This window comes from Kitasatospora sp. A2-31, from assembly GCF_022288725.1.
Taxonomy (GTDB): Bacteria; Actinomycetota; Actinomycetes; order Streptomycetales; family Streptomycetaceae; genus Kitasatospora.
This window is the reverse complement of the sequence record NZ_JAKNTA010000004.1, coordinates 545,598-570,084: the sequence shown is the minus strand read 5'-3', so window position 1 is coordinate 570,084 and position 24,487 is coordinate 545,598. Positions and strand designations below refer to the sequence as shown.

27 protein-coding genes are annotated in these 24,487 nt (G+C 72.1%); 6 read left to right on the top strand and 21 right to left on the bottom strand.

All coding sequences use genetic code 11. From position 1 onward, the window contains the following. Positions 1–55 precede the first annotated feature (55 nt). From MCM47_RS14570 to MCM47_RS14555, 4 genes are read right to left on the bottom strand one after another with little or no spacing between them, the layout of a single operon-like run. Positions 56–544: an NUDIX domain-containing protein gene (locus tag MCM47_RS14570; RefSeq protein ID WP_238862002.1), complete on the bottom strand. Its 489-nt coding sequence runs from the start codon at positions 542–544 to the stop codon at positions 56–58. Then, entirely contained in the window at positions 528–677 is a 150-nt protein-coding gene (locus MCM47_RS14565; RefSeq protein WP_238862001.1) for a hypothetical protein, read from the bottom strand. Before MCM47_RS14565 ends, MCM47_RS14570 begins: the two co-directional genes overlap by 17 nt. Continuing rightward, positions 674–913, bottom strand: coding sequence for a hypothetical protein (locus tag MCM47_RS14560; RefSeq protein WP_238862000.1), 240 nt, complete (start codon positions 911–913; stop codon positions 674–676). Before MCM47_RS14560 ends, MCM47_RS14565 begins: the two co-directional genes overlap by 4 nt. Then, positions 913–1,119 (bottom strand): hypothetical protein, encoded by a 207-nt coding sequence (locus MCM47_RS14555; protein ID WP_238861999.1) that lies wholly within the window; start codon positions 1,117–1,119, stop codon positions 913–915. The genes MCM47_RS14560 and MCM47_RS14555 overlap by 1 nt, the downstream gene beginning before the upstream one ends. 115 nt (positions 1,120–1,234) lie before the next feature. Here MCM47_RS14555 and MCM47_RS14550 point away from each other — a divergent pair, with 115 nt between their 5' ends. Both MCM47_RS14550 and MCM47_RS14545 read left to right on the top strand, forming a co-directional pair. Further along, a complete protein-coding gene (locus MCM47_RS14550) occupies positions 1,235–2,065 on the top strand; it encodes a helix-turn-helix transcriptional regulator (protein WP_238861998.1) in 831 nt (276 codons plus the stop codon). Beyond that, a complete protein-coding gene (locus MCM47_RS14545; RefSeq protein ID WP_238861997.1) occupies positions 2,062–2,262 on the top strand; it encodes a DUF397 domain-containing protein in 201 nt (66 codons plus the stop codon). Before MCM47_RS14550 ends, MCM47_RS14545 begins: the two co-directional genes overlap by 4 nt. 45 nt (positions 2,263–2,307) lie before the next feature. On the opposite strand, the gene MCM47_RS14540 is transcribed toward MCM47_RS14545, so the two are convergent. Then, positions 2,308–3,129 carry an ABC transporter permease gene (locus MCM47_RS14540; protein ID WP_238861996.1) on the bottom strand — a complete coding sequence of 274 codons (822 nt, stop codon included), beginning with the start codon at positions 3,127–3,129 and terminating at the stop codon, positions 2,308–2,310. Further along, positions 3,126–4,049, bottom strand: coding sequence for an ATP-binding cassette domain-containing protein (locus tag MCM47_RS14535; protein ID WP_238861995.1), 924 nt, complete (start codon positions 4,047–4,049; stop codon positions 3,126–3,128). Before MCM47_RS14535 ends, MCM47_RS14540 begins: the two co-directional genes overlap by 4 nt. Positions 4,050–4,181: 132 nt before the next feature. Between MCM47_RS14535 and MCM47_RS14530 the strand changes: the two genes are divergently transcribed. Continuing rightward, positions 4,182–5,480, top strand: a complete 1,299-nt coding sequence (locus MCM47_RS14530; protein WP_238861994.1) for a sensor histidine kinase — start codon at positions 4,182–4,184, stop codon at positions 5,478–5,480. After that, positions 5,477–6,148, top strand: a complete 672-nt coding sequence (locus tag MCM47_RS14525) for a response regulator transcription factor (protein WP_238861993.1) — start codon at positions 5,477–5,479, stop codon at positions 6,146–6,148. The genes MCM47_RS14530 and MCM47_RS14525 overlap by 4 nt, the downstream gene beginning before the upstream one ends. Positions 6,149–6,170: 22 nt before the next feature. Here the strand turns inward: MCM47_RS14525 and MCM47_RS14520 are convergent, their stop codons facing one another. The 11 genes from MCM47_RS14520 to MCM47_RS14480 form a co-directional block, all read right to left on the bottom strand. Next, positions 6,171–7,865 (bottom strand): GMC family oxidoreductase, encoded by a 1,695-nt coding sequence (locus tag MCM47_RS14520; RefSeq protein ID WP_238861992.1) that lies wholly within the window; start codon positions 7,863–7,865, stop codon positions 6,171–6,173. Positions 7,866–8,018: 153 nt separating this feature from the next. After that, on the bottom strand, positions 8,019–8,465 hold the full coding sequence (locus tag MCM47_RS14515) for a sorbitol dehydrogenase family protein (RefSeq protein ID WP_238861991.1): 447 nt from the start codon (positions 8,463–8,465) through the stop codon (positions 8,019–8,021). A 334-nt stretch (positions 8,466–8,799) separates the two neighbouring features. Then, complete coding sequence (locus tag MCM47_RS14510; RefSeq protein ID WP_374209127.1) at positions 8,800–9,108, bottom strand: hypothetical protein; 309 nt, start codon at positions 9,106–9,108, stop codon at positions 8,800–8,802. Positions 9,109–9,228: 120 nt separating this feature from the next. Continuing rightward, a complete protein-coding gene (locus MCM47_RS14505) occupies positions 9,229–9,747 on the bottom strand; it encodes a hypothetical protein (protein ID WP_238861989.1) in 519 nt (172 codons plus the stop codon). A 638-nt stretch (positions 9,748–10,385) separates the two neighbouring features. Further along, positions 10,386–10,511, bottom strand: a complete 126-nt coding sequence (locus MCM47_RS41720) for a hypothetical protein (RefSeq protein WP_255752169.1) — start codon at positions 10,509–10,511, stop codon at positions 10,386–10,388. A gap of 154 nt (positions 10,512–10,665) precedes the next feature. Next, positions 10,666–10,980 carry a hypothetical protein gene (locus MCM47_RS44005; RefSeq protein ID WP_374209130.1) on the bottom strand — a complete coding sequence of 105 codons (315 nt, stop codon included), beginning with the start codon at positions 10,978–10,980 and terminating at the stop codon, positions 10,666–10,668. Positions 10,981–11,596: 616 nt separating this feature from the next. Then, entirely contained in the window at positions 11,597–11,932 is a 336-nt protein-coding gene (locus tag MCM47_RS14500) for a hypothetical protein (RefSeq protein WP_238861988.1), read from the bottom strand. Further along, positions 11,919–12,218: a hypothetical protein gene (locus MCM47_RS14495; RefSeq protein WP_238861987.1), complete on the bottom strand. Its 300-nt coding sequence runs from the start codon at positions 12,216–12,218 to the stop codon at positions 11,919–11,921. The genes MCM47_RS14500 and MCM47_RS14495 overlap by 14 nt, the downstream gene beginning before the upstream one ends. 183 nt (positions 12,219–12,401) lie before the next feature. Further along, positions 12,402–12,758 carry a Hint domain-containing protein gene (locus tag MCM47_RS14490; protein WP_238861986.1) on the bottom strand — a complete coding sequence of 119 codons (357 nt, stop codon included), beginning with the start codon at positions 12,756–12,758 and terminating at the stop codon, positions 12,402–12,404. Between the two features lie 63 nt (positions 12,759–12,821). Next, the gene (locus tag MCM47_RS14485; protein WP_238861985.1) at positions 12,822–13,319 is read right to left on the bottom strand and encodes a rhodanese-like domain-containing protein; all 498 of its coding nucleotides are present in this window, start codon (positions 13,317–13,319) and stop codon (positions 12,822–12,824) included. 104 nt (positions 13,320–13,423) lie between these two features. Next, the gene (locus MCM47_RS14480) at positions 13,424–14,962 is read right to left on the bottom strand and encodes a helix-turn-helix transcriptional regulator (RefSeq protein WP_238861984.1); all 1,539 of its coding nucleotides are present in this window, start codon (positions 14,960–14,962) and stop codon (positions 13,424–13,426) included. Between the two features lie 352 nt (positions 14,963–15,314). Between MCM47_RS14480 and MCM47_RS14475 the strand changes: the two genes are divergently transcribed. Further along, a complete protein-coding gene (locus tag MCM47_RS14475) occupies positions 15,315–18,500 on the top strand; it encodes a M28 family peptidase (RefSeq protein ID WP_238861983.1) in 3,186 nt (1,061 codons plus the stop codon). A gap of 100 nt (positions 18,501–18,600) precedes the next feature. On the opposite strand, the gene MCM47_RS14470 is transcribed toward MCM47_RS14475, so the two are convergent. Both MCM47_RS14470 and MCM47_RS14465 read right to left on the bottom strand, forming a co-directional pair. Then, positions 18,601–19,245, bottom strand: a complete 645-nt coding sequence (locus MCM47_RS14470; protein ID WP_238861982.1) for a hypothetical protein — start codon at positions 19,243–19,245, stop codon at positions 18,601–18,603. Between the two features lie 299 nt (positions 19,246–19,544). Then, on the bottom strand, positions 19,545–20,183 hold the full coding sequence (locus MCM47_RS14465) for a hypothetical protein (RefSeq protein ID WP_238861981.1): 639 nt from the start codon (positions 20,181–20,183) through the stop codon (positions 19,545–19,547). 232 nt (positions 20,184–20,415) lie between these two features. Here MCM47_RS14465 and MCM47_RS14460 point away from each other — a divergent pair, with 232 nt between their 5' ends. Beyond that, complete coding sequence (locus MCM47_RS14460; RefSeq protein ID WP_238861980.1) at positions 20,416–21,735, top strand: cytochrome P450; 1,320 nt, start codon at positions 20,416–20,418, stop codon at positions 21,733–21,735. A 59-nt stretch (positions 21,736–21,794) separates the two neighbouring features. Here the strand turns inward: MCM47_RS14460 and MCM47_RS14455 are convergent, their stop codons facing one another. Together MCM47_RS14455 and MCM47_RS14450 are read right to left on the bottom strand one after the other, a co-directional pair. After that, the gene (locus MCM47_RS14455) at positions 21,795–22,160 is read right to left on the bottom strand and encodes a hypothetical protein (protein ID WP_238861979.1); all 366 of its coding nucleotides are present in this window, start codon (positions 22,158–22,160) and stop codon (positions 21,795–21,797) included. Between the two features lie 92 nt (positions 22,161–22,252). Continuing rightward, entirely contained in the window at positions 22,253–24,460 is a 2,208-nt protein-coding gene (locus tag MCM47_RS14450; protein ID WP_238861978.1) for a discoidin domain-containing protein, read from the bottom strand. Positions 24,461–24,487: the final 27 nt, after the last annotated feature.

Genomic DNA, 24,487 nt, shown 5'->3' with positions numbered 1-24,487 from the left:
CGAACGCCCGGCCGATGCCCGCGGACCAGGCGATCGCGCAGCGCCTGACGAAAGGTCAGGCGGACCGCTGGCCGTGGGTGAGGAGCGGAAGGGAACGGCCGAGGTTGGCGAGGGCCTGCTGGACGCGGGCGTTCTGGGCCGGACTCATGAGGGCGCCGAGGTGGGCGGGATCGGCGAAGCGCGCACCGAGGAGGTTGCTGTGGTGCTGCGGCGGCACGGCGAGTCGTCGCGCGGCCGGACCGGTGACGACGCCCGCGTCGAAGACGAGGTTGAGGCGTTCGAGGTACCGGTCCGCGGGCGAGAAGTCGACGGCGAGCAGGTGCGTCATCCGGCGGACGATGCCGGTCTGGGCCTGGAGGTGGCGGGAGGCGGCGAGGTGCGGGGGCTCGTTGGTGGCGGCCGCGCCGCCGGGGAGGATCAGGCCGTCGAGGAAGTCGGGGTCGACGAGGAGGACGTGACCGGCCTGGTCGCGCAGGAGCGCGAGGCAGCCGAGCCGGCAGACGGGCGGCTTGGCGAGGAGCCGGGGGTCACGGACGGTGCGCACGGTCGTGGTCCTTTTCGGTGCTGGGGGTGGAGGTTCCGGTGGGGAGGCGGCGACGGCCGGCGAGGAGCGAGGTGGCGAAGAGCAACCACCAGAGCAGGCGCCCGGCGAGCTCGGAGGTGAGGATGGAGCTCATGCCTGCTGCTCGCTGCGCAGGCCCTTGCGGAGGAGGTCCGTGATGCGGGTGACGCGCTCGGGCGTGGCGCAGCCGAGGTCGATCAGGTAGGAGCCGGTCATCCGGCCGTGGCGCCAGTCGATCTCGGCGTTCGGGAGGTCGGCCCCGGCGAGGGCGAGGACGGCGACGAGGTCTTCGAGCGCGTACGCGGCTTCGCGGCGCTGCTCCTCGGTGACGCGGGTGAGGACGGAGGTCATCAGACGCTCCTGCGGCGGCATTCGAAGGTCCGCCAGGCCGAGGTGGCGGCGGTGAGGGCGGAGAAGCCGAGGAGTTCACCGGAGGGACCGCAGAGCCATTCCCCCGTGACCTCGTTCCGCACCCTGTAGAGCCGGGCAGTGCGGTCCCAGCGCACGCCGTACCCGTGGAGTCCGGGCGGTGGCTGGATGCGAGCAGGCGGCGTCATGGACACCCTCCGAAGTCGGGGTTTCACGTTCTGTACCCATCCTGCCCCGGCGAGGGCTACCCTCGGACGTGGAATTGGTCTTGACTTCCCTGAGGCCCAAGTTGGAGCACCAGTGGTGAACCGTAAGGAACTTGATCCCGCATCCGGTCGATGGGCGCCCTTCGGCGTGCAGCTCCGCAGGTCACGCGAGGCCGCTGGTCTCACTCAATCTCAGCTGGCCAAGCTCATAGGCTTCCACTACTCGACCGTCTCCTTCGCGGAACTTGGCTCGAAGCAGGTTTCGCTGAGGTTCGCACGCTCGGCGGACCAGGCGCTGGCCACCCACGGAACCCTTGCCCTCATGTGGCAGCAAGCGTCGAACTCGGCAGGCCTTGCCGAGGGGTTCACCGAGTTCGCCGGCCTCGAAGCCAAAGCCAAGGAACTGCGGCTCTTCGAGATCACCCTCATTCCTGGGCTACTTCAGACTCGCGCATACGCACAAGCCGAACTGTCCGAGGCGGTTCTGCGCGGCGAGATCACGCCTGACCAAGCCGACGAACGGCTGAACTTCCGGCTAGCCCGTCAACAGCTGCTGCACCGCTCGCACCCACCACTGCTGTACGCAGCATTGGCCGAGAGCGTCATTCGCTGGTCGCTTGGTGGCACATCCGTGATGAGAGACCAGCTCCAGTACCTCGCAGACCTGGCTACCCGTCCAAACGTCCTGGTGCAGGTGGTTCCGTTCTCGCTGGCCACCCGCCCGTTTCAAACGGCCGTCACTCTGCTGACCATGCCGGATGAGAGCCAGCTCGGCTATTCGGAGATTCCGAATCGTGGCTTCCTGGAGCGAGACCGAACCACAGTTGCCATTTGGCGCAGGCGATACGATCGGCTCCAGGTTGAAGCCCCAATGCGGGCCGTGTCCTTGGACATGATCCGTGCTGCACGGAAGGATCTATCAACATGAGCCTTGGCGGCTCGACTTGGCGCAAGAGTAGCTACAGCGGCGACGCAGGGCAGTGCATCGAGGTCGCCGACTGCTTCGATGGTGTCCTACCGGTCCGTGACTCAAAGGACCCAAGCGGCCCAGTCCTGGTCTTCCCTGCCAGGTCCTGGCAGTCGTTCGTCGATGCTGTGTGTGGTGGCGAGTTCGGGGCCGTCTGACTCGGAGTGGGAAGTCGGATCCACCGACTTCCCACTCCCGCCGGCTCACACGTCGCGGCGCCGTACCGCGAGCACCGCCAGTACGACCGCCACCAGCGGCCAGAGAACCATCACTGCCACCGCGCCGGGCACTGTGGCCGTGTACTCCAAATTGTCCGGCGAGTCGCCCCAGTTCTGGACCAGGCGCTTCCACGCCGCGAACAGAGTCACGTGGTTCACGTCCGCGGACCAGCGCGAGCTCGTCGAGAACAACATCGGCAGCATCAGCAACAGGAACGCGCTACTCACCATCGTCATCGCGCCGTGCCGGATCAGCACCCCCAGCCCCACGCCGACCACCCCGCACACCGGGGCCAGCGACGCCGACGCGACCAGCGCCCGCGCCACCCCCGGGTGCGTGATCGACACACCCACCCCCTCCCCGTCGAGGACGGCCTGCGAGACCAGGAACGACCCGGTCGAGATGACCGCCCCCGCCACCGTCCACACCACCCCCGTCACGACCCCCTTCGCCAGCACCACGGCCCCCCGCGCCGGCACCGCCACAGTCGTCGTCCGGATCGAACCGGTGCCGTACTCGCTCACCACGGTCAACGCCCCCGCGCTCCCCGCCACCAACATCAACGTCAGGTAGCCTGCCGGCGGGTAGGCATCAAAGGGCAGGAAGCCCTCGGGCCACGCCCGACCCGAACCCCCGCGGGCAAGGTTCCGGACGTCGGCCAGCGCCGCCACGGCCGCCGACCCGACCACGAACACCGTGGTCAGCGCGAGCGTCCAGGCCGTGGAGCGCAGGGACCGCAGCTTGATCCACTCGGCGGCGAGCAGGTCTCCGAAGCGGGCCGGTGGCACAGCAGTGCGAGTGGTCATCGGCGCTCTCCCGCCTGGTGTTCGACGCTGTCCGCGGTGAGTTCCATGAAGGCCTCCTCCAACGACGCCGTGCGGGTGGTCAGTTCGGTCAGCGGGATCCCGTGCCCGCAGGCCAGCACACCGATCCGGTCCGCGGGCAGGCCCGTCACGGTGATCCGCTCCCCGCCCACCGAGCCGTCCACCGGCTCGACCGACGCACCCGCGCCGATCAGCACCGTCGACAGCTCGGCCGCCCGCGGCGTGCCCACCACGACGCAGCGCCGCACGCTGCGGGCCGCGAAGTCCCGGACCGGCTCGGCGGCGATCAATCGACCTCGGCCGATGACGACGAGATCGTCAGCGGTGTTCTCCATCTCCGACATCAGGTGGCTGGAGAGGAACACCGTCCGCCCCTCCTCGGCCAGCCGCCGGAACAGCCGGCGCACCCACAACACGCCCTCCGGATCCATGCCGTTGACCGGCTCGTCGAACATCAGCACCGGCGGATCCCCGAGCAGCGCGGTGGCGATCCCGAGCCGCTGCTTCATCCCGAGCGAGAACCCGCCGACCCGGCGGCCCGCCGCGTCCGCCAGGCCCACCTCCCCCAGCACCGCCTCCACCCGGCGCAGCGGGATGCCGTTGCTGCGCGCCAGCGCCGCCAGGTGGGCTGCCGCGCTGCGGCCGCCATGCACCTGGTGGGCATCGAGGAGGGCGCCGGCGTGCCGGAGCCCGCGCGGGTGACGGCGAAACGGCACGCCGCCGACCGTGGCCGCCCCGCCGGTCGGCGCGTCCAGGCCGAGGAGCATCCGCAGGGTGGTGGTCTTGCCCGCGCCGTTGGGGCCGAGGAATCCGGTGACCCGGCCCGGCCGCACGGAGAAGGAGAGCCGGTCCACGGCCGTCCTGTCGCCGTATCGCTTGGTGAGTTCGTTGACTTCGATCACGCCGACGACTCTGCCGCCGGGGCTCCTCCGCGGGCATCGGACCGGGGGCGGCACCCGAGCCGTCCGCATTCGCCCGCAGGCTTACATCCCCGGGCCGATGCCGCGCGCATGACGGCTGGCTAGTCTCGCCGCATGGACGACGCCGCACGGACCGCCGAGCCCCCGCGACCTTCCGGCCACAGGGCCGCATCCCCGCTGACCGGCCACGCCGCCGCGGCCTGGGCGGGCGGCGTGCTCTACCTCCTCGTGGTCCTCCTCCTGATCGGGGGCTCGACACGAGCGCCCGCGACGGTGCCGGCCGTCGGCTCGCTGCTGGCCGCGACCCTGCTGATCGGGATGGTACGACGGCAGCCGCTGCCGGTACTGGCCCTCACGCTGGTCGGGGCCACCGCCGTGGTGCTGTCCACCTCCGGCGCCGCCCCTGACCGGCCGGCGGTGGGATACCAGGGTCAGTTCCTCTCCTATCTGGCGGCGGACGCCGTCCTCGGCTTCGTCGTCGCCACCTGCGCCCGCCGGGCGGCCGTCGTCGCCGGCGCGGGGTCGTTCACCGTCCAGCTCCTCGTCGTCGCCGCGTTCGCGCACGGGGACAACCTGACCGTCAACGTGGTGATCGCGCTGCTCGCGCTCGTCGCAGCCGCTGCAGCCGGCCTGCTGAGCCGCGAGCGCCGTGATCACGCGGCGGCCCTGCGGTCGCAGGAGGTGGCCGAGGCGATCACGGCCGAACGCCTCCGGATCGCGCGGGAGTTGCACGACATGGTGGCGCACAGCATCGGCATCGTCGCCATCCAGGCCGGCATGGGGAGGCGGGTCATCGACACCCAGCCGGCCGCGGCCCGGGAGGCGCTGGCGGCGATCGAGGCCACCAGCCGGGAGACGCTGGCGGGCCTGCGGCGCACGCTCGTGTCGCTCCGTCGGAGCGGTCCGGCCGCGGCCGACCGGGGCTCGGCCGCATCGAACCCGCGGAGGGAGCCGCCCGCACCTGCACCGGGCCTCGCCGACCTCGACCGGCTGGCGGCGGCGACCGCGGACGCGGGTGTGCGCGTCGAGGTCCGGCGAAGCGGTGAGCAGCGGCAGCTGCCGCCCGAACTCGATCTGTCGGCCTACCGTATCGTGCAGGAGGCGCTGACCAACGTGGTCCGCCACGCGGCTGTCGACCGCTGTCGGGTGGTCGTCGGATACGGGGACGAGGAGCTGTCCGTGGAGGTCGTCGACGACGGACGCGGCGTGCGGCGCGCGCCCGGGCGGAACCCGGACCAGGGCTTCGGCCTGGTCGGCATGCGCGAACGGGTCGCCCTGCTGCACGGCCGGCTCAGCGTCGGGCCGCGCCCCGAGGGCGGCTTCCGGGTGCTGGCGCGGCTTCCGCTGCCCGAACCCGTCGCGGTGCCGGCCACGGCTCCGACGAAGGCCACGGCGGCGGAGGCGGCCCGGTGACGCCCGTCCGCGTCGTGCTGGCCGACGACCAGCCGCTGGTCAGATCCGGCCTGCGCGTGCTGATGGCCGACCACCCCGACCTGGAGGTCGTCGGAGAGGCCGCGACCGGCGCCGAGGCGGTCCGGCTGGCCGCCGAACTCGCCCCGGACGTCGTGGTGATGGACATCCGGATGCCCGGCATGGACGGGATCGAGGCCACCCGCCGGATCACGGCCGAGGGCCGGACGACCCGCGTCCTCGTCCTCACCACCTTCGACGAGGACGACCACGTCCACGGCGCCCTGCGGGCGGGCGCGAGCGGGTTCGTGGTCAAGGACATGGCGCTGGACGACATCCTCGCGGCCGTCCGGGTGGTCGCCGCGGGCGATGCGCTGATCGCGCCGGGGGTGACGCGCCGGCTGATCGCGGACTTCGTCCGGCAGCCGGCGGCCACGCGCCTCCCCGCGGCCCCGCCGCAGCCGGTCGAGGGCATCACCGAGCGGGAGCGGGAGGTGCTCACGCTGGTCGGGCGCGGCCGCTCGAACGCCGAGATCGCGCAGGACCTGGTCATCTCGGTGGCCACCGCCAAGTCACACGTGTCCCGCCTGTTCACCAAACTGGGCGCGCGGGACCGGGTGCAGCTCGTGATCACCGCGTACGAGCTGGGGCTGGTCGCGCCGCCCCGCTGAGGGCGGCGGCCGGCGTCGGTTCCTACAGCGCCGCCGCGAGCTTCTCGGCGGTCCTGATCGTGAGGGCGGCGACGGTGACGGTCGGGTTGGCCGTTCCGCCGGTGGGGAAGACGGAGGCGCCGATCACCCAGACGTTCGCGTACCCGTGGGCGCGGCCGTTCGGGTCGACCACGGACCGGTTCGGGTCCTTGCCCATCCGCATGGTGCCCATCGTGTGGCCGGAGCCCTTGAAGCCGAGGGTGGGCTGTTTGGGGTCGACCTGGTCGGCGCCGGCGGTGTCCTCCAGGTACTGCCAGATCCGGCGGGCCACGCTGTGGGCGTAGGCGAGGGAGCGCTTGGAGTACTCGTCGATCCGGTAGGCGATCTTGGGCCGGGGCACCCCGAGGGCGTCCTTCTCGGCCGAGAGCGTCACCCGGTTGTCCCGGTCGGGCAGTTGCTCGGTGGAGTAGCTGAAGCGCAGCATCCGGGTGACCTTGTGCTCCAGCGCGTCGCGCAGCGGCTGTCCGAAGGTCCTGATCCGCTGCGCGTCCGCGTTCCACATCAGCTTGTCCAGGGCCGCTGCCGGCGACTCGGTGCGCCCCCAGCCGTCGTTGCCGACGGTCATCCTGAAGCCGCCGGTGGCCTTGCGGAACGCGCCGTCGCGGAAGGTCTCGATGCTGAGCGTGGTCTGCGGGCCGCGGAACGGGAAGACCGGTTCGCCCAGGAGGCCGACGACCTCCTCGGTGGGGTGGTCCATCAGGTTGCGGCCGACCTGGTCGCTGTCGTCCCTCAGTTCGGAGAGCAGCCAGAGCTTGGCCGTCTCGACCGCGCCGAGCGCCAGCACCACCTGCCGGCCGTCCACCCGCTCCTCCGCCCGGTCGGCCGTGGTCCAGTCCCGGAAGACCACGGTGGCGGGCCCGCCGTCCTGGGGGGCCAGCAGTTTGACGGCCACGCTGCCGGTGCGGAACTCCACTCCGAGCTTCCGGGCCTGCCTGACGTGCACCCCGGCGTCGTACTTGGCGCCCGAGGGGCAGATCGGGACGCAGCTGGAGTTGCCCCGGCAGGCGGGCCGTGCCTGGTACACCTCGGAGTTGCGGGCCTGCGGGTTCGTGATCAGGGTCACCGGCGTGCCGTCGATGGCCGGGATCGCGGCCAGGGCGCGCCGCACCACCTCGTCACCGTAGCTGGGCACGATGCCGGGCATCGGGAAGTCGGTGGAGCGGCGGGTGAGGCCGTCCCACTCGGCGCGGTTGCCGGAGACGCCCAGCTCCGTCTCGGCCCGGGCGTAGAAGGGCTCCAGCTCGTCGTAGTCCAGCGGCCAGTCCGCACCGACCTTGTAGGTCGACTTGAGCGCGAAGTCCGGTGCCAGGAAGCGGGGGCAGTTGCCGCGCCAGGCCCAGGTGCTGCCGCCTACCATGCGCTGGAAGCCGCTCTTGAAGAGGTCCGGGCCGGTCTCGACGTAGTAGTTGTTCATGGTGAACGGATCGCCGGTGCCGTCGGAGGAGGGCGCCCAGCGGTCCTTGTTGTTGGGCAGGCCGGCGAAGGGGGAGGTCGTCGGCTGCGTGGCGGAGACCTGGTAGGCCTCGACGTACTCGGCCCGCTCGGTGAGGTCGACGCCGTTGGCGCCGGCTTCCAGGAGGAGGATGCGGGCGTCGGGTCTGGCCTTCTTGAGCTCGCAGGCGCAGAGCGCGCCGGCCACCCCCGCGCCGATGATCACGACGTCGTACGGGCTGTCCATGGGCGTGTCCTCGGGTCGGAGGTTCGGAGGTGTTCGAGTCGGAGGTGTTCGAACCACGTGGCGCGGGCCGGCGCTCCGGGCGGCCGCCCGGGCCGGGCACGGCGCCGGGCAGGGGCCGGTGCCGGGGCCGGCCACCCGGCGCGGACCGGGAACTCACGGGTGCCGGGCCCAGTAGCCGTAGCCGCCGAGCGGGGGCGGCAGCTCGGGCGCGTGGGAGATGGGATGGGCCCGGATCACCTGCCAGATCAGGCCGGACTGGTACTGCTCGGCACTGCCGGGCGGATCGATGGCACCGTCGGGCCGGGTGAACTCCGCGGTGAACCAGATCGCGATCGTCTCCCGGGCCACCCTGGCCAGCCCGCTGTCGGCGTCCAGCGCGGACTGCAGTGCGGCGGCCGGGTCGGGCTGCGTGACGGCCTTGCGGTGGGCGTCGAGCAGCCGGGGAAGATCGTGGGGGAAGGCCGAGGCGAGGCGCTGTCGATAGGCCTCACCGATCGCCGGGTCGGGGGCGGGTTCGGCGGTCAGGAGGCGGGTGAGGTCGAGGAAGTCGGTGGCATCGGTGGCGTCGGTCGCATCGGTGACGCCAGGGGCATCGGTCATCGCGGGTCGCTCCGGCTCGGTGGAAGGGCCGCCTGCGCGCGAACGCCGCCGCGTTCGGGTGACGGCCCGGTCGGCGCCCGCGCGGACCACGGACGCCGGCATCGGACTGCCCGGGCGGGGTCCCGGGTCGAGCCGGGCCCCGGGTGGCGGGCGATGACCACATGCTCACGCACCTGTCCGGCGGCCGCGACGCCGGCGGGGACGTCCGGGTGACCGGCCGTCACGCGCGGTGCGCACTGCCGTGAATATTCGTACACGACTCACGCCCGCGCAACCGCACGCCCAAGCGGTCCGGACCGCCCACGCCCGCGGGGGCCCGGCACCTCCGGGGGTGTCAGACCGCGCGGAGGGCGCCGGGGCGGAGGCCGGTGAGGCGGTCGAGCGCGGCCGCGGTGGCCTCGTCGGCCGGGAGGTGGACGAGGAGGCGCTGGTCGTCGTCGGTGGGCAGGTCCAGCGTCTCGTACGCGAGGCGCAGCTCGCCCGCCTCCGGGTGTAGCAGCCGGGTGATCCCGCTGGCCTTCGGCAGCCCGGGCAGCGACTCCAGGCGCTCGACGAACTCCGCGCCGCAGGAGACGGTCAACTCGTGCATCAGGCCCTCCATGTGGAGGTTGGAACGGCCCGGACCCTGCTTGAGTACGGCCACCCGCCGGATGGGTGACCATCATCGTGGCGGGGATCGCCGGGGGCATCAAGGGGGGCGGGGTCGGCAGTGACGTGCCACGGCGTCGAGAGCTGGCCTACCGACCGGTCCGGGCGCACGGGGCTACTGATCGGGTGGGAGGGCTGATCCCTCGTCGGGGCGATCGCCGTCGAAGCCGCCGGGACGGAGCGGCGGCCCGAACGGGAAGCCTTCGAGGGATGCCGTGTAGCGCTGCGCCTCCGGGTCCCAGCGAAAGGGGACGACGATGCTGCCGGGTGGCGGAATGTCCAACCCGCGGTCACGCTCGGCTGCCGCTGCCTCCCGGTCCCGCTTGTCGCGACGCTTCTTGGCGGTACCCGTCACCGCGAGGACCGCAAGCAGCAGGACGAGCACGCCGGGCACGGCGAACTGGATGCCGGCCGAGACCGGCAGCCCCACCCACCACAGACCTGCACCAAGCGCGGGCGGCAGTACGACGGGCACGACGACGAGCGCGGGCCCCCGTTCCTTCGAACCGGGCCGCCCGCCCTTCGACCGCTGCCACTGGTCGAAGGCGATGTTGAGCACACACCTCAGGGCCGCCCCGGTCTCCAGGACGAGCAGCAGCACGCCGAGCAGGACGTCCACCGGCCAGGGGATCATGTCCGACATTCTCACCCGGCCCGGCACAGCGGCACCTGAGTAGCCGTACTCACTCGGGATGGCCGTTGCGGACCACGGCCCGCCCCGCACGTGCGCCACTGCCTTCTCCTGCCGTCCCTCGCCCTACCCGGTGAAGCATTGCGGGGTTGCCCCATCGAGCAGGGGCACCAGCCCCCTTCGTCCGCGAGTTCGTTGACACCGCGGATTGGTCTGGTCGCGATGTTGCGGAGGCAAGGTCGCGGCGACGCGGAGCCCGACCGGAGCCCGGCCCGGGTCAGCGGGCCGGCCGCGCCTTCCCCCTCTCCCCTCGCGCTCGATCCGTCCGGTGGCCGCTGGACGCACCCTCGGCATGCCAGCACGATGTGACGATGCATCGGAGCTCATCGCCCATGAGAAGAATCTGCCTGACCCTCCCCACCAACCGGGCCTGCGCCGGCACGATCAGAGAACTACCGACCACACGATGTGACAAGCCCCCTAACAAAGCACTACTCGAGGCATCGGCAGCAATCGCGGCGCCCCTCGGGACGCCAGGCCCCGGGAGGCGCCGCCCACACCCATCGCGGCGGACACAGCCGCACCCGTCCGAATTGCGAGTGGGGGCGGGTCCTCGACAATCCGAGGACCCGTCCCCACCATCAGTCGAGTTCAGCCGCTCCGGAGATCCAGTCGACTAGGGGCCGCATCATCGGCTCCACCTCCTGCATGAGGGAGATCACCCGGTACTGCTCTCGCGGCTCCAGATCCACGCCGTAGTCGATCACCGAGACCTGAAGCTCACCGGTGGCCCACCCGGATGCGAGGAGCGCCCGCTCAGCGTGCTCGATGTTTACGACGCAGGACGGCTTTTCGGAGCGATCCGTAGTCTTCAGGTTCTCAAAAATGGTATGAGCTTCCAGCCAGGCTTACCCCCAACCTTCAGACAGGAGCATGGAACGTCGAACTCGACGTAGATCGATCCGGGGGCCGCCTGCCTCCGGTAGGCGCCTCGACGTCCGGCGGCTGGGCGACATGCGTTCCCAGCCCCCTGTTCTCCGCTTGGACCTTACCCGTACTCACCATCTTCTGATACTCATCCTCCCCCATCCATCGCCCGACCCGGGCCATGCAGTTGTGCACTAGCACGGGCATCTCGAATGCAGCTACATAGTATGCGTGTGTGTCAGCGACAACGAGGTCGTAAGTGCGCTGACGGGACGCAAAGTCGACTGGCCTGAGTGATGCGGACTTCATGCCCGGAGACTTGAGTTGGGCGGCGTCCACCCAACGGTCCTCGCCCGCGACCCAGAAGGGACGCGCATCAGTCACCACGAGCGACTCGGACTTCTCGCCCTTCCCCGGTCACGAACGACTCATCACTCCCGGTCGCGATGACGCCGGTAACGGTCTTCGTCGTGTTGCCCTGCGAACCCGCGTCCACTGTCAGGACCTCGTCGCCCGGATTGACATCGGAGATCGGCTTCCGTGTCCCATTCGCCATCAGCACCTGGGCGTCAGGAAGAAAGCTGTGACAGAAGGTTTGCGTCCACCCGTCACCATAATTGAGAGTGAACTGACTCGGAACGGGGGCCGGGTCGACTCTTCCGCGCCGGCCGCTCCCGGCCATTGCGTCCAGCTGCCCGACGGGGGGTGCAGGTAGCTGCACCCCCGGGGGATGGGGCGGTCCACCCGGCGGACGTCACACCGCGCCAGCCGGTACTCCAGCCCCGCTTCTCCACTTCCGCGAAACGGGCGTGCCGACTTCGTAATGACAACGCCACCGCCTCGGCCGGGAAGCAATAGTGGGGCGTGTCTTCGAGAAGGTCTTCTCGAAGACACGCCCCACTTCAGTCGCGACCGCCTGTCGGAGTCACTCGATTCGCTGGAGGATATCGTCCGGATCGCCCTCGTCGAGAATTCGCTCGAACACCTCGACCATCACCTGGACCCCGGGGTCGCGAACGATCACCAGGTCATCGCAGTGGAAGTACCGTCCTTCGAAGCATTCTCCGGTCTCACGCCACCGATCCATGACGCGCGAGATCTCGTCCAGCGTCATGAAGGTGGCGCTCCACCTCCTGCCATCCGGATGGATCAACTCGGCGTCCACGTTGTCCACGGTCTCCACCGAGTCGTCCGCACCCAGCATGAAGAGGGCGTCGAACCGGGGGTTTGACACCCGGTACAGGGGATCAGCGCTTCCCATAGAGCTTCATCAGCCTTCCTATGACCTTCGGCTCGTTGCCCTTGCTCGACTTACCAACGATTTCGATTCCGCCGTCTACGTTCCGAAAGAACACGCGGCCACCATTCTGCCCTCGCGCATAGCTGATGTCCGTTCCGGTGAGAGCCTTGGTCCCCTTACCCGGGTTCATGTTATCTGCGGCCAACTGCTTGAACAAACTGTCGAGATCCCGCTGGACCTTCTGGTTCTTCCCTGCCGCCTGCGCTTCATCGGTCAGCAGGGTGTCTTGCAATATGACCGAGGTCATGCATCGCGGCTCTGCATTGTGTGCAAGAACCGCCACCACGCCAACGGACAATAGTACGTGCTGACCTCAGACACGCTGAAATTGTAAGTCACCTTGCCGTCGGAATAGTTCCGCACCTTGGTCACGTGCGCGGCGCTTCCGTCGGGGCGCCTGAGCTCCGAGCCTACGCTCAAATCCTGCGCATCAAGCCATCGCTGGGCTGTGAGACTCCAGAACGGATGATGCCAGGTGGTGGTCTCGGAACTCCGTCTGGTCGGCGCCGGTTCCGGTGATATCGAATGCGGACAGCTCAAGGTCTGTGAACTGCAGGTCGGCTGGTGTCACGATCACTTCGGTCACCGGCCTTGACTCATTCAGGCCCGTCTGGGGATCGGTCGCCAAGACTTCGTCACCAACGGCAACCTCGCTGATCGCCCGCCTTTCGCCGTTCGCCATCAACACCTCGGTGTCGCCGAGGAAGCTGTGACAGACCAACCACCACCCGGCCCCGTAGTCGATAGCCAGTGAGCTTGGCAGCGCAGTGGTCTTGCTCTTCGCCAAGCCGATCAAACAGCTCCGCTGTGTCTCCGCGCGCGCCCAGGTCTCCGGGCGCCGCAGCGGGTGTCAGCACGCGCAGGAGACGCCCGAGCGCGGCGCGGTCAGGTCGTCGACCGGGCGCCGGTCGGTGCCGTGGTCGGTGTCGTAGGCGAAGCCCTCGCGCGCCCAGTACTCGAAGCCGCCGATCATCTCCTTGACCGCGTACCCGAGCCGGGCGAAGGCCAGCGCGGCGCGGGTGGCACCGTTGCAGCCGGGACCCCAGCAGTAGGTGACCACGGTGGTGTCACGGCCGATCAGCTGCGGCGCCAGCTCGGCGATCCGTGCGGTGGGGATGTGCAGGGCGCCGGGGATCCGGCCCTGCGACCAGGCGGCGTCGTTGCGGGAGTCGACCACGACAACCCCGGGCACGCCCGCCGCCAGGTCGGCGTGGACGTCGGAGACGTCGGCCTCGAAGGAGAGGCGGGCGAGGTAGTGGGCGGCGGCGACGGCCGGGTCGGCGGCGGGAACGCTCAGCACGGCGCTCGCGGTCGCGGTGGCGGTCGAAGCGGTGGTGGTGGCAGCCATGGGGTGCTCCTCGACGGTGGGACCGGGGCCCGCCCTGTTCGGCGGTGCCTCGATCCTCGCGCCTGCCCGGCACCGCCCACGAGCGGCGTGATCGCCTGCGATCGTCAAGATCCCGCCAGCCCGGCGGCGGCCAGCCGGTGGAGCAGTCCGCGCAGTTCGTGCCGGACCAGGGCAGGGAGCACCGCGGCCTCCGCCAGGAGCGGGCCGACCAGCTCGGCAGCGGTGCGCGGGTCGTGGGCGCAGAGGTGGCAGTCGGCGATCCGGATGGTGAAGAGCAGCCGTGCGGTGGGGAGTTGGTCGGGCGCGAGCAGCCGCAGCGCGGTGCCCGCCGCATCCACGGCGCGCAGCGCCAGCCGGGGGTCGTCGACCGCGACGGCGGCATCGCGCAGCGCGGCCGCGGCGCCGGCCTCGACCCGCAGGCGCATCGAGGCGATGGAGAGCCAGGGCGCGTCGGACTCGTCGTGCTCGCCGATGTGGTCGAGGTGGAGCCGGGCGCGGGCGATGTGCCGCACGGTCCCCCGGACGTCGCCGGCCAGGGCGTAGGCGCGGGCCCGGCCGACCTGGGACATCGCACCGGCCCAGTGCCGGCCGGGCGCGGCGCGGCCGATCTCCACGGCGTAGCCGAGGGCGGCGGCCGGGTCGCCGTCGAGCCGGGCGAGGGTGCTCATGTCGCTGAGCGCCGCCACCTGGGTGGCCGGGTCGTCGGCCAGCTCGGCCCAGGTGAGCGCGCGGTCGAAGCAGGCCATCGCGGTGGCGTTGCGCCCGTGCTGCATCCGCAGGCCGCCGGCGGCGTGCGCGTACTCGGCCGCCAGCCGGGCGAGCGGGCGGCGGTCGCGGGCGGAGCGGGTGCGCGCGAGCCGGCGGAGGACGACCCGCAGGGTCTCCTCGACGGCGGCACTGCCGGGCGCGGCACGCGTCTCGCCGGCGCGGAGCCGGGCCGCGAGCAGGCCGGCCAGGGCGTGGGCGGTGTCGGCGTCCAGCGGCGGGGCGGTGTCGGGGTCGGCGGCGCAGAACGCGGCGTGCAGGGCGGCGGCGTCGGCGGGTGCGGGCACGGCGCAGCCGTCCGCCCCGTGCAGCGGGCAGAGCATGCCGTAGTCCGGGAGGCGCCGGGGCGGGTCGACGACCGGTGGCGGCGGTACGAGCGGCGGCGCGGGCTGGGGCCGGGGGCCGGCGCCGGGGGCGTCGGGCAGTGGCGGGCGGGCCCAGTCGGGCGGTGCGGCGGGCGCCTCACGGCCCCATTCCTCGGCCCGGCGGCAGGCGGCGCGAAGGTCTCCGTCGGCGGCGAGCAGATCGTCGAGGCGGGCGGCGAGCCGGGGGGCGGCCCGGCGGGTGCCGTGCTCCAACTTGCTGACGGCGGTGTGGTCGTAGCCGATCGCGGCGCCGAGCTGCGCCTGGGTGAGGCCGGCCCGGCGTCGCCAGTGCCGCAGCCGGGCGCCGAAGGCCCGCCAGAGCGGTTCGGCCGGCGGTCCGGCGACGGGCGGTCCGGCGACGGGCGGTCCGGCGACGGGCGGTCCGGCGACGGGCGGTCCGGCGACGGGCGGTAGGTCAACCGGCGGTCCGGAGACGGGCGATACGTCAACCGGCGGTTCCGCGACGGGTGGTACGTCGGCCGCGTCCGGTGCAGTGGCGTGGTTGCGGTGCACGGCTGCCCTCCCGAGTCCGCTCCCGGTCGATCCTTCGCGCGCTCCCCCGGTCCGGTCCTTCCGTTGCCGAGGACCTCACCGAGGACGGTACTCGACCGGAGCCGCCGCGTACATCCGGTACCGCCGACTGGTCTCAACCTCTTGGTCTCAACCTCTCCACAGAACCCGCAGCTTGACAGAACTTGCCAACTGCACGAGCACCGCACTCCAGCCGTTGACGGTGGCATGACGGCATGTGAGGGTTCCGGCACCCGAGCGCGGACCACCGACCGGCCGTCCCCCTGCGGCCCCGGTGAGTGCCAGTCAGGCGCGGCCCGCGGTCGAGCACCCCCACGTTCGAGGAGCCTCGGAGATGAAACGCAGACTGCTGACGGCGGGAACCACCCTGACCGTCCTGGCCGGCATGCTCACCGCCACCGCGGTCGGGCAGGCGGCCGCCGATCCGGGACCGGCCGCCGCCGCGCCGCCGAGCGCGCTGGCCGCCGCCGTCAACGCCGCCGACCAGGCGGCCGCGGCGGGCCTGGACGCCCTGGCCAAGGGGCCCGGCGAGAGCTACGAACGCCGGTCCGTCACCCCGTGGCTGGGCGGCCTCTACTCGGTCGCCTACGAGCGCAGCTACCAGGGCCTGCCGGTGGTCGGCGGCGACGCCGTCGTGATAGCCGACGGCCAGGGCAGGGTCCGGGGCCTGCAGGCCGCCGCGACCGGGCCGGTCGGCGGCTCCACCACACCGCTGGTGAGCGCCGCCCGGGCGGAGAAGACCGCCCGCACCCAACTGGCCGCGGTCGACCGCGTCGAGGTGCGCCGTCTGGTGGTCCGGGTCGAGGACGGCACCGGCCGGCTGGCCTGGGAGACCGTACTGGGCGGGCGGTCCGCCACCGCCCCGAGCCGGCTGCACGTCTTCGTCGACGCCCGCAGCGGCGAGCTGATCGACAGCTACGACGACGTCAAGGCCGGTACCGCGAACAGCAAGTGGAACGGCCCGGCCCCGGTCACGATCAGCACCACCGCCTCCGGCGGCTCGTACTCGCTGCGCGACCCGAACCGGCCTGGCCTGAGCTGCGCGGACTACAGCAGCGGCCAGGTGTTCGGCAAGTCGAGCGACTCCTGGGGCAACGGCAGCCCGACCAGCAAGGAGACCGGCTGCGCCGACGTGATGTTCGCGGCGCAGAAGGAGTGGGACATGCTCCGCGACTGGCTGGGCCGCAACGGGCACGACGGCAACGGCGGCAGCTGGCCGGTCAAGGTCGGCCTGAACGACGTCAACGCCTACTGGGACGGCACCTCCGTCTCCATCGGCCACAACAACGCCAACGAGTGGATCGCCGCGATCGACGTGGTCGGCCACGAGTTCGGCCACGGCATCGACCAGTACACCCCCGGCGGCGCCAACAACGAGAACGGGCTCGGCGAGGGCACCGGCGACATCTTCGGCGCACTCACCGAGGCCTACGCCAACGAGCCTTCGCCGTACGACAGTCCGGACTACACCGTCGGCGAGATGATCAACCTGGTCGGCCGCGGGCCGATCCGGAACATGGCCAACCCCTCCCAGGTCAACAACGACCCCAACTGCTACTCCGGCTCGATCCCCGGCACCGAGGTGCACGCCGCGGCCGGCCCGCTGAACCACTGGTTCTACCTGCTGGCCGAGGGCTCGAACCCGGGCGGCGGCAAGCCCACCAGCCCGACCTGCAACAACTCCTCCGTGACCGGCATCGGCATCAAGGACGCCGGCCGGATCTTCTACGGCGGCATGCTGCTCAAGACCAGCGGCATGACCTACAAGCGGTACCGCACCGCCACCCTGACCGCGGCGAAGAGCCTCGACCCGAGCTGCAACCTCTTCACCCGCACCAGGGCGGCCTGGGACGCGGTCAGCGTGCCGGCCCAGAGCGGCGACCCGACCTGCTCCGGCACCGGCCCCGAGTTCTCGATGACGCTGAACCCGGCCACCGGCTCGGTCCAGCCCGGCTCCTCGGCCACCGCGACGGTCAACACCTCGGTCGTCTCCGGCTCCGCGCAGACGGTCGGCCTGACCGCCTCCGGCGCGCCCGCGGGCACCACGGTCTCGTTCAGCCCGTCCTCGGTCCAGGCCGGCTCCTCCGCGACGATGACCGTCGCGACCTCGGCCGCGACCCCGGCGGGCAGCTACGTGATCACCGTGACGGGCACCGGCGCGACCACCCACACCGCTCAGTACACGCTGACGGTCGGCGGCGGCAACCCCGGCGGCAACGCGCCCGACGTCAGCGTGGCCAACGTCCAGGCGCACCTCGCCCAGCTCAACACCATCGCCTCGCAGAACGGCGGCAACCGCCGGGCCGGCACCGCCGGACACAGCCAGTCGCTCGCCTACATCAAGGGCAGGCTGCAGGCCGCCGGCTACACCGTCAGCGAGCAGACCTGCACCTCCTGCACCTACCAGTCCAACAACCTGGTCGCCGACTGGCCGGGCGGCCCGTCCGACCAGGTCACCATGTTCGGCGCCCACCTGGACAGCGTCGGCGCCGGTCCCGGCATCAACGACAACGGCTCCGGCTCGGCCGTCCTGCTGGAGACCGCGCTGGTGCTCGCCCAGCAGAACCCCGGCCTGACCCGGCACGTCCGGTTCGCCTGGTGGACCGGCGAGGAGCAGGGCCTGCAGGGCTCCCAGTACTACGTCGGCCAGCTGAGCGCCGGCCAGCGCAGTGCGATCAAGGGCTACTACAACTTCGACATGGTCGGCTCGCCCAACGCCGGCTACTTCATCAACAACCTCAACTCCGCCGCCTCGGCGCCGATGAAGGCCTACTGGGACTCCCTGGGCGTGCAGCCCGAGGAGAACGTCGAGGGCCAGGGCCGCTCGGACGACTACTCGTTCCAGCAGGCCGGCATCCCCACCTCCGGCTACGCGGCCGGCGCCAGCGCCACCAAGACCTCGGCGCAGGCGGCCAAGTGGGGCGGCACCGCGGGCCGCGCGTACGACTCCTGCTACCACTCGGCGTGCGACACCACGGGCAACATCAACGCCACCGCGCTGGACCGCAGCGCCGACGGCGTCGCGTACACGCTGTGGAAGACCTCGGTGGGCGGCGGCCAGCCGACCAGCGACTTCTCGATCGCCGTGAACCCGGCGACGGGCACCACCACCCCGGGCGGCTCGGTCAGCGCCACGGTGTCCACGGCCACCACCTCCGGGTCGGCCCAGACGGTGAACCTGGCCGTCTCGGGCGCGCCGAGCGGTGTCACGGCCTCGGTCAGCCCCTCCTCGGTGCAGTCCGGCGGGTCCGCGACGCTGAACATCGCGGTCGGCTCCGGCACCGCGGCCGGCACCTACACCCTCACCGTGACCGGCACCGGCTCGGCCACCCACAGCACCACCTACTCGCTGGTGGTCGGCACCGACCCCGACCCGGGCGGCACCTGGACGCCGGGCACCACCTACCGGGCGGGTGACGTCGTCACCTTCAACGGTGCGAGCTACCGCTGCATCCAGGGCCACACGGCCCAGGTCGGCTGGGAGCCCCCGATCGTCCCGGCGCTCTGGCAGCAGATCTGAGCGGACGGATCCACTGCCGAACGGCGGGACAGGCCGTGCCGCGGAGTCGTCGAGGGGGACGACCCGCGGCACGGCCGCGTCCGCGTCGGGCGGCGTGTCATCACCCCGGGTGGAAGGCGATCCGGACGCTGGCGTCGACCGGGAGGATCAGGACGTTGCCCGCCTCCCAGGTCCAGTCGCGCGGGATCAGGAACATCTTGCCGTTGACCTGCGCCAGCAGGCGCAGGCCCCGGTAGCGGTAGCGGAACCGCTGCCCCGCTCCCCCGTCCGGCAGGGCCCGCTCGTCCACCCCGGACCACTGGAGGTAGAGCCGCTCGGTGGTGTCGAGGACGACGGCCGGGCGCAGCGCAAGGTTGTCGGCGAGCCGCTCGGCGTCGCTCTCCCCCTTCTGATGGGCGAAGCCACCGGCGGCCCAGAACGAGCAGAGCACGATGAGCGCCAGGCTGATGCCGAGCGCCGCCCGTTCTCCGGTGAGCGGGTAGGGGGCGTCGGTGGTGCGGACGGCGAGCAGCCGGGCGAGCACGACCAGCAGGAGCGCGCCGCCGAGCAGCAGCGGGGTCCCCATCGGGCCCGCGTCGATCACTTCGAACCCGGCCAGGAAGCCGAGCACCACCAGTGGGACGACCAGTGCCACGACGGCCCGGCAGGCCAGACGGACTGCCCGGCGCCCCTCGGCTCCGGCGCGGACGGTCCTGGTCGCGAAGTGGTAGGCGAGCGCAGCCAGCAGGGCGCCGCAGAGCAGCACCCCGGCCGGGAGGTAGAGCGCGGGCGAGCTGCGGAGCAGGAGGTCCTGGGTGCCGAAGCCGAGCGTCGCGGCGTCCAGACCGAAGTGGTTGTAGAGCGAGTCGGTGTAGGCGAAGCCGAAGAAGAACAGCAGCGCGGTGACGAGGGTGGTCGGCCCGATCCAGGAGGCGATCAGACCGAGCCAGCTGCTCCACGAGCGGCCGGGGGAAGGCCCCGGGGACGGCTGGGGTTCGGCGGCGGGCTCGGGTTCCTCGGCCTCGACGGGCGGTTCCGGGGAGGACGGCCCCTCCGCGGCAGGGTTCAGGGGGTGCTCCTGCTGCTCGCGCTGCTTCCGGAGGTGGTTCCGGAGGTGGCGCCCCCGTTCTGGCCGCCGTTCCCACCGCCCCCGCTCGTCCCGGTGCTTTCCGGCACGTCGACCTTCCCGTCCGCCTTGACCGGCTGGCTCTTCCCGCCCGCGGTCACGGTGAAGCAGATCTTGATCGTCTCGGTGGCGGGCCTCGGCCCCGAGAGGCTCACCTGAGTGCTCGCCTTGCCCCCGCTGAACGGGACGCTCGTGGAGGCGGAGGACTTCGAACCGCCGGCACAGTCATGGACATCCTTGACGGTGGCCGTGAACGTGCTCGTCACCGTACTCGTCAGGCTGAGGAAGATGCGGTCGGGCCAGGTTCCGGTGACGCTGGCCGACACGTTGCCGGCGCCGGCGAACCCGCCCTGGTTCCCGCCCGCCTTCGTCCGCTGGTCCTCGGGCTGCTGCCCCTCGGCCGGGGGTGTGCCCCCCAGCTCGGCCGTACCGGCCGCCGAGCTCTGCCCGCCCGCCCCGGAGTCGGATCCACCTCCTCCGCCACAGGCGACCAGTACCGGCAGCAGCAGTGCCGGGGCCAGCCACCGCGCCGGTCTGCCGGCGGTCCTGCGGGGCGTAGTGGGCGCGGTCCCGGGCATGCGATCTCCCATCCGAAGGGGCGAACCGAGAAGACGGCCGGGCAGGCCACGCCGAAGGCTACCGGTTCGCACGCGACGTGCCTGTCCGCCGGCCGAGTGGAACAGCGCCGCGCGCAGGGTCGGGTGATGTGCGCGGTCGCCCGTACGGGCTACCGGTGACCGTGAGAGCCCGGTGACGTACAGTCATGCGCGACAGTGCCTCTGACCCTGCCGGCCTGACGAGGAGTCCCCCGTGGCCACGGAAGCCCACTCCGCACCCGTTCCGCGCCCCGCCGCCGGGGCGGGTCGGCCCGTACCCGAGCTGCCGGCCGAGGCCGTCGCGCGGTGGCAGGCCCGCAAGGGCGACCTGGTCGAGCTGTTCACGCAGGCGCAGCGCGAACTCGGCGGGGTGGCCGCGATCCGGCTCGGGCCGCGCCCGACCGTCCTGGTGACCGGCCCGGAGGCCGTCCAGCACCTGCTCGGACGCCACCCCGAGCGGTACGTCAAGCGCTCGCACCGGGCCCGGATGCTGGCCGGCGAAGGGGTGCTCTGCGCCACCGGCGAGGCCTGGAAGCGCCAACGCCGGCTGCTGCAGTCCCAGTTCACCGGCACCGGGATGCGCCGCTACGAGCAGCGGATCGCCGGTGCAGCGCGCCGCACCGCCGACCGCTGGGCGCAGTACGCCCGTACCGGTGAGCGGTTCGACGTCGCCGAGGAGATGCGCCACTTCGCGCTGGACACCATCTGGCGGGCCCTGACCGGTCACCCGTTGGACGACCGCACCGACCGCGAACTGGCCGCGGTGGCAAGGGTGGTGGCCGCGATGCCGACGCTGCCCGCGGACGGCGCCGGCGTTCCGGCCGCGGTCGCCGCGGACCTCGCGCGGATCGACGCCGTCGCGCACGCCGCGATCGACGCCGCCCGGCGCGCCCCGGAGGGGGACGGCCTGCTGCGGGTGCTGGTCGAGGCCGGGGAGGAGCACCCCGAGTACACCGACCGGCTGATCCGCGACGAGCTGGTCACCCTGCTGGTGGCCGGCCACGAGACCACCGCCACCACGCTGACCTGGCTCTTCCTCCTGCTCGACCGCTACCCCGAGGCACGCGCGTGGGTGCCGGCGGCCGGGCCGGCGGGCTCCGCCGAACGGCGGGAGGCGGTGCAGGCTCTGGTCAACGAGACGCTGCGGCTCTACCCGTCCGCATGGATCCTGCCCCGCCACGCGGCCGAGGACGACACCCTGGTGGGACACCGGATCGAGGCCGGCACGGACATCGTCGTCAGCCCCTACCTGACCCACCGTGATCCGGCCCTCTGGCCCGACCCGGAACGCTACGACCCGGCCCGCTTCACCACGCCCGGCGCCCGGCCGGCGCACCTGGGCTCCTACTACCCGTTCGGCCTCGGCGCCCGGGCCTGCCTCGGCACCCAGTTCGCCGTCCGGGAGACCACCGCGCTGCTCGAACTCCTGCTCCCCGCTCACCGGCCCCGCTTCCTGAGCACCCCGGCCGGCGCCGCGTACAGCATCACCGTCCGCCCCGACGGGCCCACGCCGGCGGTGCTGACCGGGGGGTGAACGGGGGCGCGCCACGGACACCGCGCCCCCGCCGGCGGCGGGGGCGCGGTGCCGGGCGCTCAGGCTCCGGCCAGCCAGTCCTCCTCGAGACCGTCGAGGACGAACCCGTTCACGAAACGCACCCGGTACCTGGTCCGTGACCCGGCGCCGGCGGCGGACGCCCCGTTCCCGATGACCTGCTGACGGAGGTTATCCAGCAGGTGGGTCGTGAAGCCGTCGAACCGGGCGCCGCCGATCTGCTGGTCGAAGGCCGCGAGCGCGGCCTCGGCCGCGCCGCCGGCTCCCGCCGCCACGCCCGTGACGACGCCCTCGAGGCCCTGGGCCAGGAACAGCGGACCGGGGAGGCCGGCCCTACCGGCCGTGCCGTCTCCGGTGACCTGGGTGTCCCTGGTCAGCTTCACCTTCGCGCCGGGCTCGTACGGCATGGGTGGACCCCCTCGGTCGATCTTGGCAGTGATCACGGCCAGCGTAGTCGAGTCGCCGCGGAGGGAACCGGTGTTCGACGGATCGAGGGCCCTCAGGGGTAGGACACCACCGTCGACGGGGTGGTGGACGTCCCCGAGGTCGCGGCCCCGGTGCCGTTGATCACGTGCTCGTACTGTCCCTTGCCGCCGAGCGAGACCACCAGCAGGTCGTGGAACCGCACGCCCGGCCGGACCGGCGCCTCGAAACCGTGGTCCATCCGGATGGTCGGGTCCACGTTGAAGTAGCAGTAACTGCCGAGGCCCCACCCCTCGTGGACGGTGACGCCGTCGTCGACCTTGTACGCGGCGAAGCCCTTGGTCGCGCCGTTCTGCACCGCGGCCTGGTTCGGGGCGTCGTAGGCCTTCTCGTTCTGGAAGAAGACCGTCCGCCCGCGCTCGCCGGACCACTGCACGTCGTACTTCTTGAAGTGCTCGACGAACAGGCCCGTGGCGAGCACGTCGTCGCCGCGGACCAGCAGGCCGTAGTCGGCGGGGTTGGTGGTCCAGCCGACGCCGGCACCGTGGTCGGCGCGCCAGATCCAGGTGTGGTCGATGATCACGTCGTCGCTGTTGACCACGATCCCGGCGGTCGCCGAGCCGGGGCCGGCCCCACCGACGCGGATGAACACGTCCTGCAGGGTGGTCGGGTCGGCCGCGTGGTCGGCGGCGGCGCCGTCCGGACCGATCTGCACCAGCGAGGGCGAGTTGACCGCCCCGGCGTCGATCAGCAGGCCGGCCAGCCGGACACCGTCGACGTCCGCCACCCTGATCGCCGTCACCCCGTTGTCCGGGACGACCGTCGCCAGACCGAGGCCGAGCACCACGGTGTCCGGCCGGGTCACCTCGATGGGCCGGTCGACGTGGTAGACGCCGGGGGTGAAGAGCAGGTCGAGTCCCTGGGCGAGCGCGGCGTTGATGGTGGCGGCGGTGGCACCGGGCTTGACCAGGTAGAAGTGGTCGAGCGGGCGCGAGGTGCCCTGCGGGGTGCCGTCCCAGGAGACGCCGCGGGCATCGGTCCGCCTGGCCGGGACGAACACCTTGTACTGGCCGCCGTCCAGGTAGAGGAAGGGCTTCTCGCGGGAGACCGGGGTGGTGTCCAGCGTGGTGTAGGGCGGGTTGGGGAAGGTCTGCGCGGGCGCGCCCTGGACGCCGGAGAACACCTGGTTCCAGACGCCGTTGGAGAAGCCGCCGATCGCGCTGTCCCGCGTGTACCACTGCTGCTGCGAGTAGTTGCCCACGCTGCCGTCGATCCGGCTGTCCGCGATGTACCCGCCGCTGGCCCAGCCGTAGCCGGCCGGAGCGAGGTTGAGCCCGCCGCGGACGTGCATCCGGCGGAACGGCGCGGCCTGGGCGACGGCCCAGCGGTCGGTGCCGTTGACCGGGGTGAGCGCCAGGTTCTCCGCGGAGCGCCAGAAGTTCTGGGTGGCGTTGCCGTTGAACCAACCGGCGTCCACGGTGACGTCCCCGTTGACGGAGGTGTCGTCCGGCTTCAGGCCGAGCCCTGCGATCGTGGTGTAGAAGCCGAGTTGGACGTTGAGGTTGCCGTAGCTGCCCGGCTTGAAGAGCAGGGCGTAGCGCTCGGGGCCGAACTGGTTGGCCTCCTGCTTGCGGAACACCTCGTCGACCTTGGCCTGGATCCCGGGCGTGGCCGGGTCGAAGACCAGCACGTTGGGGCCGAGGTCGCCGCCGCCCTGGACCGGCGGGACGCCGTCACCGGCGTTGACCTGCATGCTCCACAGCGAGTAGCCCCAACCGGTGCCCCGGGCCAGGCCGTTCAACCGGACGAAGCGGCCGCTGCCGGAGACGGCGAGCGTCTCGGTGCCGCCGGCGCCGCTGTCGGTGGCGTACAGCGTCCGCCAGCCGACCCCGTCGTCGGAGGCCTGCACCTGGTACGAACGCCCGTAGGCGGCCTCCCAGCCGAGCACGACGCGGCAGAGCTGCCGGACGGAGCCGAGGTCGACCTGGAGCCACTGCGGGTCGGCGAAGGCGGAGGACCAGCGGGTGCCCGGGTCGCCGTCGACGGCGTTGCCCGCGGCCAGGGCGGCGCTCTCGGTGGAGGACGCGGTGGCGGGCCGGCCGCGGGCGACGTCGTCGGTGCCGCAGGCGGCGGCCGCGGCCCGGTCCTGGAGCGGCGCGGACTGGGCGGCGGGCGCGGCCTGGGCGGGCGGCGCGGGGAGGGCCAGGGCGGCGCCGGCCAGCAGGGCCGCCAGGCCGAGCAGGGCGGTGGGGCCCCGGCGGGGGCGTGCTGAGGTCAGCCTCATGGGCTACTCCTGCGGTGGGGGTGGGTG